This is a genomic window from Hymenobacter swuensis DY53 (assembly GCF_000576555.1).
In the GTDB taxonomy this organism is placed as follows: domain Bacteria; phylum Bacteroidota; class Bacteroidia; order Cytophagales; family Hymenobacteraceae; genus Hymenobacter; species Hymenobacter swuensis.
In genome coordinates this window covers 2,365,300-2,380,201 of the sequence record NZ_CP007145.1, presented here as the reverse complement: position 1 = coordinate 2,380,201, position 14,902 = coordinate 2,365,300, and the positions used below count along the sequence as shown (strand labels likewise).

The following is a 14,902-nucleotide window of genomic DNA, read 5'->3' as shown; positions in this document are numbered from 1 at the left end:
TAGAACGTAGAAGTGAGGCAGGAGAAGCTCGTCAGCGGAACGAAAGGCTTACTTCTACTATCTAGGTTCTGACACCTCACTTCCCGGCCTGAGCCTGCTGCAGCCACTGCACGGCCCGGGTCTCATCATTGAAGCGGCGCATCTGGTAGGTTCGATTAGGGTCGTGGTCGGCCGCTTGGAACGCGGGCAGTTCCTCGGTTAGTTGTTGGTAGTCAGGCGACAGTAGCTGGCTCATGCATATGGGCCTACCCATTTTGCCGGCCAGTTGCGGAAAAAACTCCTCCAGTCCCCAGCGGGTAGTATCGGCATCAGCGGGCTGGCGGCGGCGGCCATCCAGGAGCCAGTAAGGACAGCGGCACTGCTGCGCAGCCTCCAGAATCAACTGGTAACCCCATCTGGTTTCCTCCCCGGACACCGGTCGTAACCAACGGGCTACCAGGAAATCGAGGTCGGAACGGTGAGCCAGGGAGAGGAAATCGGGAGCGGCGAAGGTGCGCATGAGGGCTTGATTCGAAATCAAATATACGGTACAGCTACCAGGTGCAGCTAGCTAGCCGCAGCCGCAGGGCTCATTTTCGGCAGGACCCTCCCCTGTCTGCGCCATTTTTCGGCCCGGTAAGTAGTACCTTTAGACCGGTCGTTCCCGGCCCGTTATATATGACCTCTAGTTCCTCCTTCCTCACGATTTCCTTCCGCCCCGATTTACACCTGCTGATTGTGCGCTGGCTGCGCGACGTGACCCAGGCTGAGTTGCAGCAAGGCTATTCCGCTACCCTTCAGGCCGCCGTACAGCATAGCGCAACCTGCTGGCTGATCGACTCGCGGCGGCGCACACAGTCGGATACGGCTATGGTGCAGTGGCTGGCCAATGACTACCTGCCTACGCTCAGCAGCCAGCTCAACAACCGCATCGTGCACCTGGCGTGCCTGGTAGCTGCCACCTGGCAGCCCGCAGAGACCCCGGCCACGCCGTTGGCCGTACTGGCCCAGGAAGCCCCGCAAGCCGGGCAGCCCTTTAAAGTGCAACTGTTCGGTGATGAAGGGGCAGCAACCCAGTGGCTGCAAGCCAACTGTTAATTGACCTGTCCGTTAGAACAGCCGGTGGCGTAACAGCCAGCCAGCGGCATCGAACTCCTCGGCCCGGGGCTGGTATCTCTCCTGTTTTACCTTGCCCAGCCGCAGGGTATTACCGTCGCCGCTGTCATATACCGTCAGGCGGCTGCGGAGGCTTTTAGCGGGGGCGGGAGTAGCTTCTACAAGGTCCTGACCTGCCCCATCGTACACCCCTATTTCCAGGCGGGAAGTCGGCTCCCCGCGCAGCTCAAACGCATCATTACCGCCCAGGCCAAACAGTTTAATGGATCGGGTTTCACTGGCGGAGAACGTGCGCTGATGCAGTAGTGTGGCTCCCTGAGGCGAAAGATGGAACACCTGCACCTGTACCTCATTGGGACCGGTGGCTTCCAGCACAAACCGCTCAGGTTCATCGGTGCCGGGGAGTTCTACGTCCTGGTTCAACAACTGGTAGAACTTTTCGGCCACAGCGGGCAACTGCTCCCGGCGGGCGCGTAGCTTGCGGGTAAAATCAGCAGTGCTCATTTGTCGAACTTCCGGGGGCCACACGGCCAGGGCCCGGGCAATAACGGGGTCGGCCAGGGAAGTGCGCAGGGAGTCGGCAATCTGCCGGAAATCCTCCCGGCTCAGATAGGCCAGCAGCGACTTGTCCATCGGGCGGGCAGCCCGGTTCAGACCTTCCACATCGGCCAGCCGGATTTTCTCATGAAAGCTCTGGTAGTTGGATTTCACCCAGCCAATCATGTGCGTGAGTAAGCCATCATCAAACTTGAAGAAGGCGTGGTCCCGGTCGCGCGGAATAGCCCGGTACACCGTGCCGCCGCCGGCCGCCGGAAAGCTGGCCCAGCGCCACTGGTCCTCACGCCGACTCCAGTCGCCCAGCCACATATCAAACAGCCGGTTGCGCAGGTATTGCCGGGCATCTACTTGAAAGGCGGAGCTGGCTACCAGGTTGGTGAATACTTTGCGGGAGCTTTCTACAGCCGCCGAGTTGCCGAAGCTGCGCACGGTACGCTGGTCGCCTTCAGGGCGTTCTTCAAACAGGTACAGCGCCTGCCCGAAACCCTCCCGAAATTCTCCCAGGCCCGGGTCATCGGCAATGTACACGAGCCGGGGATTTGTATGGTACAGGCCCGCCGCCTGCGCCAGTGGCGCCACAATGTAGGCTCCATACGGGTGAATCACGCTGGTCTGGTCCTTCATCAGCCGCCCGATGGGACCATCCTGCAGGCCCTCGGGCAGCGCCTTGGTGGCATCCTTATCTACAGAGCGCAACACGTATTGGACCCCATTACGGTCAATTAGCCGCAGGTTTTTAGTCTGGAATGAGCCTCCCTCCCGAACGGGCGTAAGCCCGCCCGGCACGGCCGTACGCAGGTTGAAAACCGGTACCGTTACGGGCAGCCCCCACAGGGTCCGGTAGTGCGTCCCCCAGAAGAAGCGGTGCACAGCGCCCCGGTCGTACTGCGGCCCGGCCGCTACCAGCACCGTCGAATCGGGGCGAATGGCAGGCTGGGTGGCAGCCGGTGCCGTTTGGGCCGGGGCCGAGCAGGAACTCAGAACCAGAGCACTGCATAAGCCCGCGGCCAGCCAGGATGCAGAGGAGGAAAACAACACGAATGAGCAGGCGTTTCGGCAGGAAGCAAACCCGCTCCGATCGGAACGGCTGCCCTTATAGCGCAAAGCTGACCTTCACGGTTGTACGCAACCGCATTGACTTTTCTGCCGAAGTTGCGTTCAAGGACCCGACGCCGCGCTTTCCCGCCCCGTATGAACCCACGCTACCCTTTCGCTTTTCTGCTTCTGACGGCCGCCTCGTGCAGCCGCGACACGTATTTTCAGCCTGATGCCCGGGTTGACTTCACTTCTGCCCTGCCTGCCCGCGCCGATAGTGCCCGCGTAACCGCCGGCCGCCACTACCGGCGCGGGCCCTCGGGACGGTTCTTTTTGGGCCCCCACTACCGCCGCGCTTGGGCCGAGCCCATTACGCTGCCTGTGCTCGACCTCCAGACAGCCGTGCCGGGCGGACTGAAATTTGGTAAAATCGGGGGTGGTTTTCAAACCATCAGCATGACGGTGGTAGGAGCCGATGGCCGGAGCTACGCCCTGCGCAGCATCGACAAGGACCCGTACCGCACGCTTCCCAAGGCACTTCGCCAGGGCTTTATCCTGACTACGGTGCGTGATGCCACATCGGCCGGAATGCCCTACGGCGCGCTGGTAGTTCCCGCATTGGCCGAAGCTGCCGGCGTGCCACATACTACACCCCGGGCTTTTTACGTGCGGCCCGATGAAAACGGCCTCGAAGAAGCCTCCGAGCGGTTCCGGGGCAAAGTGGTGCTGCTGGAGGAGAAGTTTGAAGGTAAGCAGAACATTACCGGCCCCGTAGCCGGTGCCCAGGACTTAGAAGAATCGGATGACGTGCTGGCGGAGCGTTATGCGTCGGCAAAACATGTGCTGGATGGCGACGCTTATATCCGGGCTCGCCTGCTCGACCTGTGGCTGGGCGACTGGGACCGGCACGAGGGCCAATGGAGCTGGGCAGCTTACACCCAACCCACCGGCCGCGTCCTCTGGAAACCTGTGCCCCAGGATCGGGACCAGGTTTTCTTTCGCTTCGATGACGGCGTGCTTTCCTGGCTGGTGAGCAAGCTGGTGGCCAAATTCCGCACCTTCAGGCTCCACTACGAAAGCATTGAGGGCTACACCCGCAACGCCGCTTTCATGGATGAGCGCGCCCTGGCCGCCGTGCCCCGCGCCACGTACCTGCGTACCGCGCATGAGCTGCAGTTGCAGCTCACTGACGCGGTAATTGAGCAGGCCGTACGCCAGGGCCTGCCCCGGGAAGTGTATCAGTTGGAAGGCCCGCGCATGATAGCCACACTGAAAGCCCGGCGGACCACGCTGCCCAAGGCGACGGAGGAATTCTATCGGCTCAAAGCCCGGGAGGTATTGGTAGCCGGCACCGATGAAGCTGAACGGTTTGTGGTACAACGCCTCAACGACACAGCCACGGTGGTATCGGTGTACGCGCTGCCGCTGCGCAAAAAGGATCCGGCCGCGTCGTTGCTCTACCAGCGTAGCTTCAACCCGGCTTACACCCATACCGTTCGGCTGCATGGGTTGCAGGGGAAGGATGAATTTGTGGTTTCCGGAGAGGTGCGCCGCTCCCCGTTTGTGGAAGTGTATGGTGGCCCCGGTGAAGATCTGCTGCAGGATTCGTCGCGGGTGGCGGGCCTGCGCAAACGCACCCGCTTCTTTGATACCAGCCGCAACAACGTGCTGGAACCCGGCCCCGAAACCAAAGACCGCACCGCTCACAGCGTCCTCTCCCACGCCTTTGATCGGGACGGCTCGGGACGGTAGAGGGCACAAGAAAACCGAGCATCAGCAATTAAAAACCGGGTTGATTAACGTCGCAGGTAGTGAGGTCGATCAACCCGGTTTTTAATTGCTGATGCTCGGTTTTACTTCCCTTCCAGCTCTGCCAGCATTTCCAGCACCATGTGCTCGGTGGGGGTTAGCTGGTCATTTTCGGAAGGGTCGGCGTCGTGGCGGCGCAGGTAGTCAATGAGCTTATCGGAGTTGAACAACTCCACTACCTGCGGATGAATGTAGTACTTGGAGCAGACGCTGGGTGTATTGCCCAGATTTTCGGCAACCTCCTTCACAGCCCGCTTCAGGGTTTTGGGCTTCGGAAAATCGGGCTCCTCATCCAGTACCCGCTCCAGGCATTCCACCATTTTCACGGTGCCACCCCAAGTCCGGAAGTCCTTGGCCGATAGGCTCATTCCCGTTACCTCGTGCAGGTACTCGTTCACGTCGCCCGACTCCAGCTCCTGGCGGTGGCCGTCGGGGGCATAATACTGGAACAAGTGCTGACCGGGAATTTCCTTGCACTTCTGCACCAGCCGGGCCAGCTTCCGGTCATGAATGGTGAGGTCGTGCGGTACGCCCTTCTTGCCTACAAAGCTAAAGCGTACGTCCGCCCCGCTGACGGCCACATGCTTGTCGCGCAGCGTGGTGAGGCCGTAGGTTTTGTTCTTTTTGGCGTATTCCCTGTTGCCGATGCGGATGAATGACTGATCCATGAGCGTGAGTACCAGGGCCACCACCTTGCGCTTATCCAGCTGCGGGCGGGCCAGATCTTTGGCCATCTGCTGCCGTAAGTCGGCCAGCTTTTCTCCGAAGGCGCGCAGCCGGCTGAACTTCGTGAGGGCCCGGGCCTGGTCCCAGGCCGGATGGTAGAGGTATTGCTTACGGCCCTTGGCGTCGCGGCCGGTTACCTGCAGGTGCGTGGTGGCCGAGGGCGAAATCCAGACCTCCGTCCAGGCCGGCGGAATCACAAAGCTCTGAATCCGGGTCAGCGTTTTTTCATCTTCCACCGGCTCCCCCTTGGCCGATACGTAACGGAAGCTGCCACTTTTCGTGGCTTGGCGGGTGAGGCCGGGCTTGGTATCGGTGAGGTAGCGCAGGCCGGCCAATTCGGCTTGGCGCGCCGGGTCTTTATAGAGCTCGTGCGCCTCCTCCAGCGGAGCCAGGCGTTTTTTCTTGGTTTTGGGGCGGGGAGTAGCTGCTACGGTAGTCATGGGTGGGCAAAAAAACAGGGCTGGTAAGGATGCCAAATGGCCTTTCTGTACGCAGGAATCTGGCCGAAGGCTATGTGCTCCGGCCGCTACATGGCCGTTTTTTTATCGGCTTTCGGCTTGGGCTGGTAGCTCGGGCAGCGGTTTTTTTTGGCTGATACTCCGCTACCTAAGCGGCCCTGCTCTGCTTCCGTCCGCCGGCTGTGCAACACTGCTTTGCCTGCTGCCGTTAGGATGCCGCCGGCTCTGGCATTGTTTTTTCTAGGGGCCGGCATTGCTCTCCTTTCTTCACAACCCTCAAATCCTGGCGTACGATGCGCAATCTTCTGCAAAAAACCGGGCTGCTGGCCGGCCTTGCACTTACTCTTGGCGGTGCTGCTTCCTGCTCCAAAGACGGCGACGGGGTATTGCTGTTCTCCATCGAAGACGATAAAGCTCTGGGTGAGCAGGTCGCGGCCCAAACCGATTCCACCTTCCGGGCCAAGGGTCAGCTGCTGGAACCCGGCAGTAACCCCCGCGCTTACGCGGCCCTGGGCCGCATCGTTGGTCGGGTGCTGGATAGCGGCAAGCTGCAATACCGCAACGAGTTTCCGTGGGATGTCAAAATCATCCGGGACGACGCCACTCAGAATGCGTTTGCCACGCCCGGCGGCCACATTTACGTGTATTCAGGCCTGATTAAGTACCTCGACAACGAAACCCAGCTGGCCGGCGTACTGGGTCACGAAATTGCCCACGCCGACCGGCGCCACACTTCCCGCCAGCTCCAAACCCAGTACGGTATCAGCACACTGCTGAGTCTGATCCTGGGCGACAACCAGAACACGCTGGTGGAAGTAGCAAATGGTCTGGGCCAGCTTAAATTCAGCCGCGACTATGAGAATGAAGCCGACGCGTACTCAGTAGAGTACCTCAACGGCACCAACTACTACGCCTGCGACGGCGCGGCCGGTTTCTTCATCAAGGCCCAAAACGATGGCCAACAGAGCCCGCCCGAATTCCTGAGCACCCACCCCGACCCCGGCTCCCGCATCCAGAATATTCAGACCAAAGCCGACCAGCTGAACTGCCGCAACCGCACGGCCGGCAGCGCTGACTTCAACGAGCTTAAAGGCAGTCTATAGGCTGGTTCAAAGGAATACAGCACGTATTTGCGCTGTCTGAAAAAAGCTTCCGATTCGTCGTCGGGAGCTTTTTTTTGCATCTGAGGCTCTGCCTTTTGCTGCCCCTGTGCAACACCGAAGCGGGCGGGCTGCGTAGGCAGAGTTCCGCCAACCCGCTTTCTTTACGCTTTATGGCTTTACTTGACAAACTCAACGGCTGGGCCGAACGGGCCGATGAGGCGTTTACCCGCACCCGTGCCCGCCTGGGCCTGCTGCACCCGTTGCAGCTGATACCTTACCGCAGCTACGGCACACCCGAGCGGCTCTACATCAAGGGCCGTCTGCTCACTGACAAGGGCATCAGTGAGGCCGACCCCAACGACTCCCGCTGGCACAATCTGCTGAACATGTACCGGCGCTTCGACAGCAACGAAATCAGCGGGGCCCAGCTGAGCGTACACCCCGCCGACGGCTCCGAGCATCCGGTCATTTCGGATGAGGAGGGGTACTATACCCTAAACCTGGAACCCAAAGTGCTGCCGGAGCCAGTAGATTTTCTGTGGTATCCGGTGGAAGTGCTGCTGCGCCAGTCGCCCGCCCCCTTCCCTACGCCGGCCGGCCTGCGCACTCGCAACATGGTCCTTATTCCGCCGCCCGACGCGGAGTACGGCATCATTTCTGACCTGGACGATACCGTCATCCAGACCTCAGCCACCGATTTGCTACGCATGGCCCGGACCGTGCTGTTGCGCAATGCCCGCTCCCGCCTACCCTTCAAAGGCGTGGCCGAGTTCTACCGCCAGTTACAGCTGGGGCGCAACGGGAAGCGCAACAACCCGTTTTTCTACGTGAGCAGCTCGCCTTGGAACCTATATGATCTACTAGAGGACTTCCTGGAGCTGAACGATATTCCGCCTGGGCCGCTCCTGCTACGCGACATGGCCCTGAAACGCAAGCAGGCCGGCTCGGCCTCCGAGCATCATGGCCACAAGCTCAAAGAAATTGACAACCTGCTGCTCACGTATCCCAAACTGCCTTTCGTACTCATCGGCGACTCGGGCCAGGAAGACGCCAACATCTACCGGGAAGTAGTGCGCCGCCACCCCGGCCGAGTGCTGGCCATCTACATCCGCGACGTGAATCTGCCGGAACGGGCTGCTTTGGTTGAACAGGTGCGCGAGGAGCTGCGCAACGACAAGGTGGAAATGTTGCTGGTGAAAGACACCGTGCAGGCGGCCAAGCACGCGGCCGGAGTGGGCCTGGTATTCCAGGCAGCCGTGCCAGCGGTGGAGCAGGAAAAACAAAAAGACGAAACTGCCCCCGAAGAAGACGGCCTTGATGGCGAAGGCACCGGCCAGCCGGTTATGGCATAAGGAAGTAACGGAGTAGCGGAGTAGTCGTTTTGTCGGCACAAGCAGTGCTGATAAAACACTTACTCCGCTACCCCTTATGCTCAGCTCGAATGGTCAGCTACCACCACCCAGTGGCCATTCAGGCGGCGCAACACCAGTAGAAAATGCCCCTGCAGGTCGCCGGCCACCGGACGAGCCAGATGCCAGCGGCCGACAACCTGCGCTGCTTCCGCGCCCAGGAGTTGAATGCGGAGGTTGCTAAACGTCAACTGACCCATTGCGGCGGGTGTGGGGTAACTGCGGCGGTAATTCTCCAGGGTACGCTGCCAGCCATATGTCAGGCCGCTTTTGCCGATGAACACTAGGGAGTCATGCTGCCAGTAGCCCTGCATGTAGCCGGGTACGTCGCCCCGGTTCCAGGCGGCGGTTTGGGTGGTGAGTACCTGCAGGATGTCGCGCCGAGCGGAGGCGGTATCGGCAGTGGTCAGCTGGTGCGTGGCGGCGCAGCTGGCCAGCAGCCCCACGCATAACAGGAAGGCAGAAAGGCGTTTCATGAAATCAAAGGACGCGAGAGTTCAGCGCGCAGCCAAGTAAAAAGCCCGCTTTCAGATGAAAGTGGGCTTTTTACTTGGCTGCGCGCCAGTTCAGGCTTATTCCTTCATTAGCTCACGCACGTACACCGAGCCGCGTAGCTGGCGCATCCGGCGCAGTACCCGGCGCTGCTTGAGGCGGGCCTGGGGGCCGGGGTTACTGGCCCGAAAGCGCAATGGGTTGGGCAACACGCCCGCCAGCAGCGCGGCCTCCTGAGGCGTGAGCTTACTGGCCGATTTGTGAAAATATTGCTGCGAAGCGGCCTCGGCCCCAAAAATACAGTCGCCCATTTCGGCCACGTTCAGGTACATCTCCATAATGCGGCGCTTGTTCCAGAGCAACTCAATGAGCAGGGTGAAATATGCTTCGGCGGCCTTGCGCACGTAGCTGCGGCCGTGCCACAGGAACACGTTTTTTGCCACCTGCTGCGAAATGGTACTGCCGCCGCGTAGCTGCTTTTTACCACTCATGTTAGACTTAGCCGCCTTCAGCAGCGCGTCGCCATCGAAGCCGTGGTGCAGCAGAAACCGTTGGTCCTCGGCGGCCACCAGGGCCAACGGTAGCTGGGGCGATACTTCCTCCAGGGTTTTGAAAGCGTAACGGACGTGCCGGTCGTCTTCCCGAATGCCGTGGTAGCCTTTCCCCACGGGAGCATGGGCGCGCCGCTCCAGCATAAGCCAGGTAGCGGGTGGACTCACCCAACGGTACACCAGCACCCACGCCACTGAGGTCAGAAATAGCGCTACTACTACCTGAAGCGTGAGTCGCCCCGCATGGCGGGCCATTTGCCTGTAATCCTTCACAAAATTGCTGCCTAGCCTTGAACACGGCCCCAACTTAGAGCCCGGCACAAAAATAGCGGCTGTTTCAGCACTTATTGGTTTCTCGTCGGTTATTATCCGTCCGGCTGCTCACCGTGGCCTCACTGGAGTAAAAACATGTTTGTTTGCCTTGAGTTGACCACTCATCGAGGTAATGCGGTAAAGCCTTACCTTGAACCGTCAGCTACAGTACGCTTCCACTCTGCATTCTACCCCACCCAATGCGCCAACTGGCTCTTTTTCCGCTTAACCTGGTGGTTTTTCCCGGCGAGAAACTCAACCTGCACATTTTTGAGCCCCGCTACCGCCAGTTGGTGCATGATTGTCTGCAGGACAACATCACGTTCGGCATTCCGCCCTACATCAATGGCGGGGTAAGCATGCTGGGCACGGAAATGCGGCTGCTGAATATTGAAAAAACCTATCCTTCGGGCGAAATGGATATCCGGACGCGGGCCGTAGGGCTGTTTCGGGTGCGGGAGTTTTTTCACGAGCTGCCGGGCAAGCTCTACGCCGGGGCTACCGTGGAAGAGCTACCCGATGATACCACCGCCGACCTGGCCCTGCACCAGCAAACCCGAAAATTGATTGAGCAGCTCTACGATATTCTGAACCTGCGGCGGCTATTCCTGGATTTGCCGGAAAACTTCCGGGCTTACGACGTAGCGCACCACCTGGGGCTGAATACCGAGCAGGAGTACGAGCTACTGGAAGCCGCATCGGAGCTGGAGCGGCAGCAGCTGATGTTGGCTCACCTAGAACATATACTACCGGTGCTGCAGGAAACGGAGCATCTGAAGGAGCGGGTACGCCTCAACGGCCATTTCAAAAACCTCACGCCCCCAGCTTTCTGAGCTGGTTTACCGACAGCAGGCATCCACCGTTTGCACCACAGCGGGCGTTGTTTCGTAGAGCTAGTATGGACTTCCGCTTCTTCCTGTGCCGGTAACTTCTCTGCTCCTGTATACACTGGCAGTTGCGGCTGTTGCGCTAACGCTGTGGCTCCTGCGCCGGTTTGCGGAGGAACGGCGCTACCGCCGCCGGCCCTACGTGGCCCCGGCTCACAACGACTGGCCCCAGCACCCGCTTCCCGCCGATGCGCCCCGGCACCGCGTAGCCCTGCTCGGCGACCCGGGTGCCGTAGCCACCAACGGCTCCGACCCCATCCTGAGCCGGCTGGCGGAGTGGCAGCAGGAAACCGGCGCGGCCGGCACGGTCATTATCCTAGGCGACAATATTTACCCCACTGGTCTGCCAGCCCCCGAACACCCGGGCCGGGCTGCCGCCGAGGCGCGTTTTGATGCTTTATTGGCCACGCTACGCCAGTTTCAGGGCCACGTAGTGCTGCTTAGCGGTAACCACGACTGGAACAAAGGCCGCCCAGATGGCTGGGAATACCTGCGGCGGCAGGAGGCGTATGTGCGGGAGCATCTGCCCACGGCCCATTATCTGCCAACTAATGGAGCCCCGGGCCCGGTCACCCTGCAACTAGCCGATGGTATCCTGCTTATCGTGCTGAATACGCAGTGGTGGGTGCAACGCGGCCCTCGCCCCGCCGCCGACACCAAGGAACCGTTTCGGCAGCTCCGGCAGCTGCTGGCCGCCAACCGGCATCAACGCGTGGTGGTAGCTGGGCATCATCCGCTGTACTCCAATGCGCTGCACGGGGGAAAGTTCACAGCCAAACAGCACGTATTCCCTCTCACTACGGTACATAAGCGGGCCTACGTACCGTTGCCTTTCATTGGGTCTTTGCTACCGCTCTACCGTAAGCTGTTTGGAGCGGCAGAGGATATGGCCCACCCCCGCTACCGTAAAATGCGCCGCCGGCTGCTGCGGGTTCTGCATGAGTTTCCAAACATCATCTACGCTGCCGGCCACGACCACAACCTGCAATACTTTCAGCGGTACGGCGGGCATTACTTGGTGAGTGGCGCGGGTAGTAAAACTGCGTTTGTGCAGAAAGGCGGAAATGCCACGTTTGTGCACGAACACATCGGTTTTTTTAGCCTCGATTTCTATACCGGCCAGGAAACCTGGCTCCGGACGCTGGAGCCGGGCGCTACCTCGGAAGTGTTTCGGCTACGGTTACAGCCTGCCACGCCCGCTACGCCGCCAGTAGTGCCGCTGCCGCAGCAACTGGGCCAGTTGCTGAGCCGCTAAACCGTAGCAGGCACCAGCACCCGCAGGCTGGCCGGGTACATTTCCACTTCCACCGGCGTGGGCAGCTGATACGGTTCGCCGTCAATCTGCACCAGCACCTGCGTAGCTCCTGGCACGCTTATGCGGGCCTGGCTACAGCACAGCCGGCGCGTGTAGTCTGAAGCGTCAAAGTCACTGGTGTACAGGCGGTACAGCAGCCCCGGGGCGGCCGTATTCGGGAACGGCGCAATCAGGCAGATTTCAAACTTCCCATCATCCAGCTGACTATCGGGGTTGATGATAACGTTGCTGCCGAATGTATTAGCATTGGCAATGGTGAGCATAAATGCCACGCCTTCCCATGTTTCCTGCTCCGTTTCAATGCGGTAGGTAGCGGGCTGGTAAGCGGCGTATTCCTGCGTAGCAATACGCACATAGGCCCCCGGCCCGCGCACGTCGCCCGCATCGAACCGTTCCACAATGAGGGCATTGAAACCCATATCGGCCAGATGCGCCGAGAACCTGCCGCCCACACGCAATGTGTCCAGCGTGCGTACCTGATAGTCCCAGGTAAGACGTAGCGCCTCGGCTGGGTCCTGTGGGATGCCCAGGTCTTTCGACAGGCCGTTGCCGGACCCTAGGGGCAGAATCCCCAGCGGCAGATGCGTGTTGCTCACTACTTCTGCCACCAGGCTTACCGTTCCATCACCGCCGGCCGCAAATACGGCGTCGTAGGTATGCTCATGCAAGTGCATGCGCAACTGAGCCAGATCATCCTCCCCATCGGTATGAAAAAATGCCGCCGTCCGGCCTCTTTCGGTGCAATAAGCAGTAATGGAGCCTTCCAACTCCGACTTATCAATGTCGCCGGAAACAGGATTAAGCACGAACAGGAGCCGCCGAAGCTGCGCAGGGGAGGTGGGAAGCATGCGAGGAACAGATACGCGGTAGACGGTACAAAGATGGTGGTTTCCTAAACGAACGGAGCCGGCTTTTGGCCGGCTCCGGAACAGGAAAAAATTGCATCAGGACTAGGGCTTCAGGTTGGCCGGCAAACCTTGCGGGTAATCGGCATTGATTTCCTGCTGCAGTTCCTCAATACGGTTGCCCGGGTTGGGGTGGGTGCTCAGGAACTCAGGCGGACTACTGCCCTGGTTGGCCTGCTGCAGCACTTCCATCACCTGAATCATGGAGCGGGGGTCGTAGCCGGCAGCCGGTGTGAAGTCCACGGCCAAGCGGTCGGCTTCCAGCTCATCCTCGCGGCCGTAGCGCAGGGTCAGCAGCTTGCCCACCATAGCGGCAGCAGCGGCGCTGGCGGCGGTACCGGGCCGCTCGGGGTCATAGAGGCCGATGGCAGCGGCTCCGGTCAAGCCGCTGGTGAGGCGCGACTTGGCAATTTGCTCGGCCGAGTGCCGTCCCACCACGTGGCCGATTTCGTGGGCCAGTACGCCGGCCACTTGCCCTTCGGTTTTCAGGTTTTTCAGCAAGCCAGCCGTAATAAACACCTGCCCGCCGGGTAAGGCAAAGGCATTAATGGTGTTTTCATCGGCCAGCAGGTGAAACTGGAATTTGTAGGGCGACTGGCCCGCTTTGGTTGACCGGACAATTTCCTGGCCGATGCGCTCTACGGCCGCTCCGGCTTTCTGGTCGGGGTGAATGCCGCCGTATTGCTGGGCCATTTCGGGAGCGGCCTGCAAGCCCAGGGCAATTTCCTGGTCAGCCGACATATCTACGTGCTGGACTTCGCCCGTAACTTCGTTCTTCTGGGTATTGCAGTAATAGGGAATGAACGCAAAGGCGGCCATTACCAGGGCAATTATGTAGCGTAGGTTGCCTCTCATGATTAATTGGAAGGAAGGGAGTAGGGAAAGTGCGAAAACCGGACGAAACGTCCTTTGCGCCTTGTAACGCGCAGCTTTCGGTAGGGTTGCCTGGCCTGTTGAAACCTAAAATCCAGTGGTACACGTATCAGGCCCTATCCCGGCCATTCTCTCCCCGGAGGGCCTTTCTTCCCACTGCAACTCCCCTTTCCCTATGAATCAAAAACGCACTTTCGGCAGCATCCTGACCGTTCTGGGTATTATCGGTATCATCATAGCCGCGTTGGGTTTCCTGCAAATTGGCGGCCTGGGCCTCAGCAAGATGAACTCGCTGGTTCCGTTTGTGGTAGGCTTGATTTTCTTTTTTGCCGGCATCAACCTGGTTCGGACTACCAGTGACCGGGCGTAACCTTCTCACTGCCTGAAATGCCAGCGGCCCGCTTCTCAATCAGAGAGGCGGGCCGCTGCTGTTGGTACGTAGGCGAAGCTAGCTCGCGCGAGCTACCAGTCCTTTGCTCTGCGCAAAAGCCAGCAATGCAGAATCCAGGAGCAGAAGCTGGGAGCGGTAGGCGGAGGTGGCTGGGCCGTTGGCAAACAGCACCGTCCCACCTTTGATGGAGCGAATGATACCGGGCGTCTGGGCCACGGGCAAAGCCGGACAGCCCTGGCTGCGCCCCAGTCGCCCGTGCTGCCGGATGAATTCCTGGCTTACGTATTCAGCACCGTGTACCACCACAGCCCGCCCCAGGGCGTTCGTATTATAGCCCTGATCTACGCCATGCAGCTTCAGGGAAAGGCCGTGCTTGCCCTGATACGTTTGGCCGGTTACGTAAAAACCCAGACTGCTCATCTCGGAGCCTTCCCGGTTCGAAAACGTTTGGGCGTATTCTTCACCGGTGTTTTTGCCGTGCGCTACTAGTGTGTGGTGCAACAGCCTGCCCTGCGCCAGATCTACCACCCACAGCCGTTCCCGGGTGCTAGAGCGGCTGAAATCAACAATGGTAATGGTGTGACAAGTGCTGCTGATGGTGCCTTGCTGCTGTAAGTTGTAAAACCCCACTAGGGCTTTCCGGTATACATCCAGCGGTACGCCGGCGGCAGTCAGGCCAGCCCGAACATACGTCAGGGCCACGTGTTGTTCAAAAGCCGCTGTGTAGGCCATACGAGCGGTAGCACTCAGCCCGGCGGCGGCTGGAGCTTCCTCCACTACCGGGCTTGCAAAGGCAGCAACAGGCGCGGCACTAGCTGGCGCAAACCAGGAAAAACACGTCAGGAAAAGACCGGCGGTGAAAGTCGGCAGATTCGTCATCGGCTAAAGTAGTCGGGGCGAAGAAAATGGAAGTAGCTTGCGAAGCGGCTGGGCTTTGGGCTAGCCAAAAATAGTACTTTCGCGTCAATTAACCTTGCGATGCT

15 protein-coding genes are annotated in these 14,902 nt (G+C 59.9%); 7 read left to right on the top strand and 8 right to left on the bottom strand.

Annotated elements, in window-relative coordinates:
• Nucleotides 1–76: 76 nt before the first annotated feature.
• Nucleotides 77–520, bottom strand: a complete 444-nt coding sequence (locus HSW_RS11500) for a hypothetical protein (protein ID WP_155832940.1) — start codon at nt 518–520, stop codon at nt 77–79.
• A 137-nt stretch (nt 521–657) separates the two neighbouring features.
• Here HSW_RS11500 and HSW_RS11495 point away from each other — a divergent pair, with 137 nt between their 5' ends.
• Complete coding sequence (locus tag HSW_RS11495) at nt 658–1,077, top strand: hypothetical protein (protein ID WP_044002044.1); 420 nt, start codon at nt 658–660, stop codon at nt 1,075–1,077.
• 12 nt (nt 1,078–1,089) lie between these two features.
• Here the strand turns inward: HSW_RS11495 and HSW_RS11490 are convergent, their stop codons facing one another.
• Nucleotides 1,090–2,688, bottom strand: a complete 1,599-nt coding sequence (locus tag HSW_RS11490) for a hypothetical protein (protein ID WP_044002043.1) — start codon at nt 2,686–2,688, stop codon at nt 1,090–1,092.
• 156 nt (nt 2,689–2,844) lie between these two features.
• Here HSW_RS11490 and HSW_RS11485 point away from each other — a divergent pair, with 156 nt between their 5' ends.
• A complete protein-coding gene (locus tag HSW_RS11485) occupies nt 2,845–4,440 on the top strand; it encodes a hypothetical protein (protein WP_052346369.1) in 1,596 nt (531 codons plus the stop codon).
• A gap of 101 nt (nt 4,441–4,541) precedes the next feature.
• On the opposite strand, the gene HSW_RS11480 is transcribed toward HSW_RS11485, so the two are convergent.
• Nucleotides 4,542–5,663 carry a DNA topoisomerase IB gene (locus HSW_RS11480; RefSeq protein ID WP_044002042.1) on the bottom strand — a complete coding sequence of 374 codons (1,122 nt, stop codon included), beginning with the start codon at nt 5,661–5,663 and terminating at the stop codon, nt 4,542–4,544.
• A gap of 311 nt (nt 5,664–5,974) precedes the next feature.
• On the opposite strand from HSW_RS11480, the gene HSW_RS11470 reads away from it, so the two are divergent.
• Both HSW_RS11470 and HSW_RS11465 read left to right on the top strand, forming a co-directional pair.
• The gene (locus HSW_RS11470; RefSeq protein WP_044002040.1) at nt 5,975–6,784 is read left to right on the top strand and encodes a M48 family metalloprotease; all 810 of its coding nucleotides are present in this window, start codon (nt 5,975–5,977) and stop codon (nt 6,782–6,784) included.
• 170 nt (nt 6,785–6,954) lie between these two features.
• Entirely contained in the window at nt 6,955–8,136 is a 1,182-nt protein-coding gene (locus HSW_RS11465) for an App1 family protein (RefSeq protein WP_052346368.1), read from the top strand.
• 80 nt (nt 8,137–8,216) lie between these two features.
• Here HSW_RS11465 and HSW_RS11460 read toward each other — a convergent pair whose 3' ends face one another.
• Both HSW_RS11460 and mtgA read right to left on the bottom strand, forming a co-directional pair.
• Nucleotides 8,217–8,669, bottom strand: coding sequence for a YybH family protein (locus tag HSW_RS11460; protein ID WP_044002039.1), 453 nt, complete (start codon nt 8,667–8,669; stop codon nt 8,217–8,219).
• A gap of 96 nt (nt 8,670–8,765) precedes the next feature.
• Nucleotides 8,766–9,491 carry a monofunctional biosynthetic peptidoglycan transglycosylase gene (mtgA, locus tag HSW_RS11455; protein WP_044002038.1) on the bottom strand — a complete coding sequence of 242 codons (726 nt, stop codon included), beginning with the start codon at nt 9,489–9,491 and terminating at the stop codon, nt 8,766–8,768.
• A 257-nt stretch (nt 9,492–9,748) separates the two neighbouring features.
• Here mtgA and HSW_RS11450 point away from each other — a divergent pair, with 257 nt between their 5' ends.
• Together HSW_RS11450 and HSW_RS11445 are read left to right on the top strand one after the other, a co-directional pair.
• Nucleotides 9,749–10,381, top strand: a complete 633-nt coding sequence (locus HSW_RS11450) for an LON peptidase substrate-binding domain-containing protein (protein WP_044002037.1) — start codon at nt 9,749–9,751, stop codon at nt 10,379–10,381.
• Nucleotides 10,382–10,466: 85 nt separating this feature from the next.
• Nucleotides 10,467–11,690, top strand: coding sequence for a metallophosphoesterase (locus HSW_RS11445; RefSeq protein WP_052346367.1), 1,224 nt, complete (start codon nt 10,467–10,469; stop codon nt 11,688–11,690).
• On the opposite strand, the gene HSW_RS11440 is transcribed toward HSW_RS11445, so the two are convergent.
• Together HSW_RS11440 and HSW_RS11435 are read right to left on the bottom strand one after the other, a co-directional pair.
• Nucleotides 11,687–12,598 carry a diacylglycerol/lipid kinase family protein gene (locus HSW_RS11440; protein WP_044002036.1) on the bottom strand — a complete coding sequence of 304 codons (912 nt, stop codon included), beginning with the start codon at nt 12,596–12,598 and terminating at the stop codon, nt 11,687–11,689. The two genes, HSW_RS11445 and HSW_RS11440, sit on opposite strands and share 4 nt — an antisense overlap.
• A gap of 102 nt (nt 12,599–12,700) precedes the next feature.
• Entirely contained in the window at nt 12,701–13,510 is an 810-nt protein-coding gene (locus HSW_RS11435) for a M48 family metallopeptidase (RefSeq protein WP_044002035.1), read from the bottom strand.
• A gap of 193 nt (nt 13,511–13,703) precedes the next feature.
• Here HSW_RS11435 and HSW_RS11430 point away from each other — a divergent pair, with 193 nt between their 5' ends.
• Nucleotides 13,704–13,898 (top strand): hypothetical protein, encoded by a 195-nt coding sequence (locus HSW_RS11430; RefSeq protein WP_044002034.1) that lies wholly within the window; start codon nt 13,704–13,706, stop codon nt 13,896–13,898.
• Nucleotides 13,899–13,976: 78 nt separating this feature from the next.
• Here HSW_RS11430 and HSW_RS11425 read toward each other — a convergent pair whose 3' ends face one another.
• A complete protein-coding gene (locus HSW_RS11425; protein WP_052346366.1) occupies nt 13,977–14,798 on the bottom strand; it encodes a murein L,D-transpeptidase catalytic domain family protein in 822 nt (273 codons plus the stop codon).
• Between the last annotated feature and the right edge of the window lie 104 nt (nt 14,799–14,902).

What these genes read in the sequence shown, in the direction of transcription:
- HSW_RS11495 (WP_044002044.1), top strand. Translation starts at nt 658, where the DNA reads ATGACCTCTAGTTCCTCCTTCCTCACGATTTCCTTCCGCCCCGATTTA.
- HSW_RS11485 (WP_052346369.1), top strand. Translation starts at nt 2,845, where the DNA reads ATGAACCCACGCTACCCTTTCGCTTTTCTGCTTCTGACGGCCGCCTCG.
- HSW_RS11480 (WP_044002042.1), bottom strand. Translation starts at nt 5,663, where the DNA reads ATGACTACCGTAGCAGCTACTCCCCGCCCCAAAACCAAGAAAAAACGC.
- HSW_RS11470 (WP_044002040.1), top strand. Translation starts at nt 5,975, where the DNA reads ATGCGCAATCTTCTGCAAAAAACCGGGCTGCTGGCCGGCCTTGCACTT.
- HSW_RS11465 (WP_052346368.1), top strand. Translation starts at nt 6,955, where the DNA reads ATGGCTTTACTTGACAAACTCAACGGCTGGGCCGAACGGGCCGATGAG.
- HSW_RS11460 (WP_044002039.1), bottom strand. Translation starts at nt 8,669, where the DNA reads ATGAAACGCCTTTCTGCCTTCCTGTTATGCGTGGGGCTGCTGGCCAGC.
- mtgA (WP_044002038.1), bottom strand. Translation starts at nt 9,491, where the DNA reads ATGGCCCGCCATGCGGGGCGACTCACGCTTCAGGTAGTAGTAGCGCTA.
- HSW_RS11450 (WP_044002037.1), top strand. Translation starts at nt 9,749, where the DNA reads ATGCGCCAACTGGCTCTTTTTCCGCTTAACCTGGTGGTTTTTCCCGGC.
- HSW_RS11440 (WP_044002036.1), bottom strand. Translation starts at nt 12,598, where the DNA reads ATGCTTCCCACCTCCCCTGCGCAGCTTCGGCGGCTCCTGTTCGTGCTT.
- HSW_RS11435 (WP_044002035.1), bottom strand. Translation starts at nt 13,510, where the DNA reads ATGAGAGGCAACCTACGCTACATAATTGCCCTGGTAATGGCCGCCTTT.
- HSW_RS11430 (WP_044002034.1), top strand. Translation starts at nt 13,704, where the DNA reads ATGAATCAAAAACGCACTTTCGGCAGCATCCTGACCGTTCTGGGTATT.
- HSW_RS11425 (WP_052346366.1), bottom strand. Translation starts at nt 14,798, where the DNA reads ATGACGAATCTGCCGACTTTCACCGCCGGTCTTTTCCTGACGTGTTTT.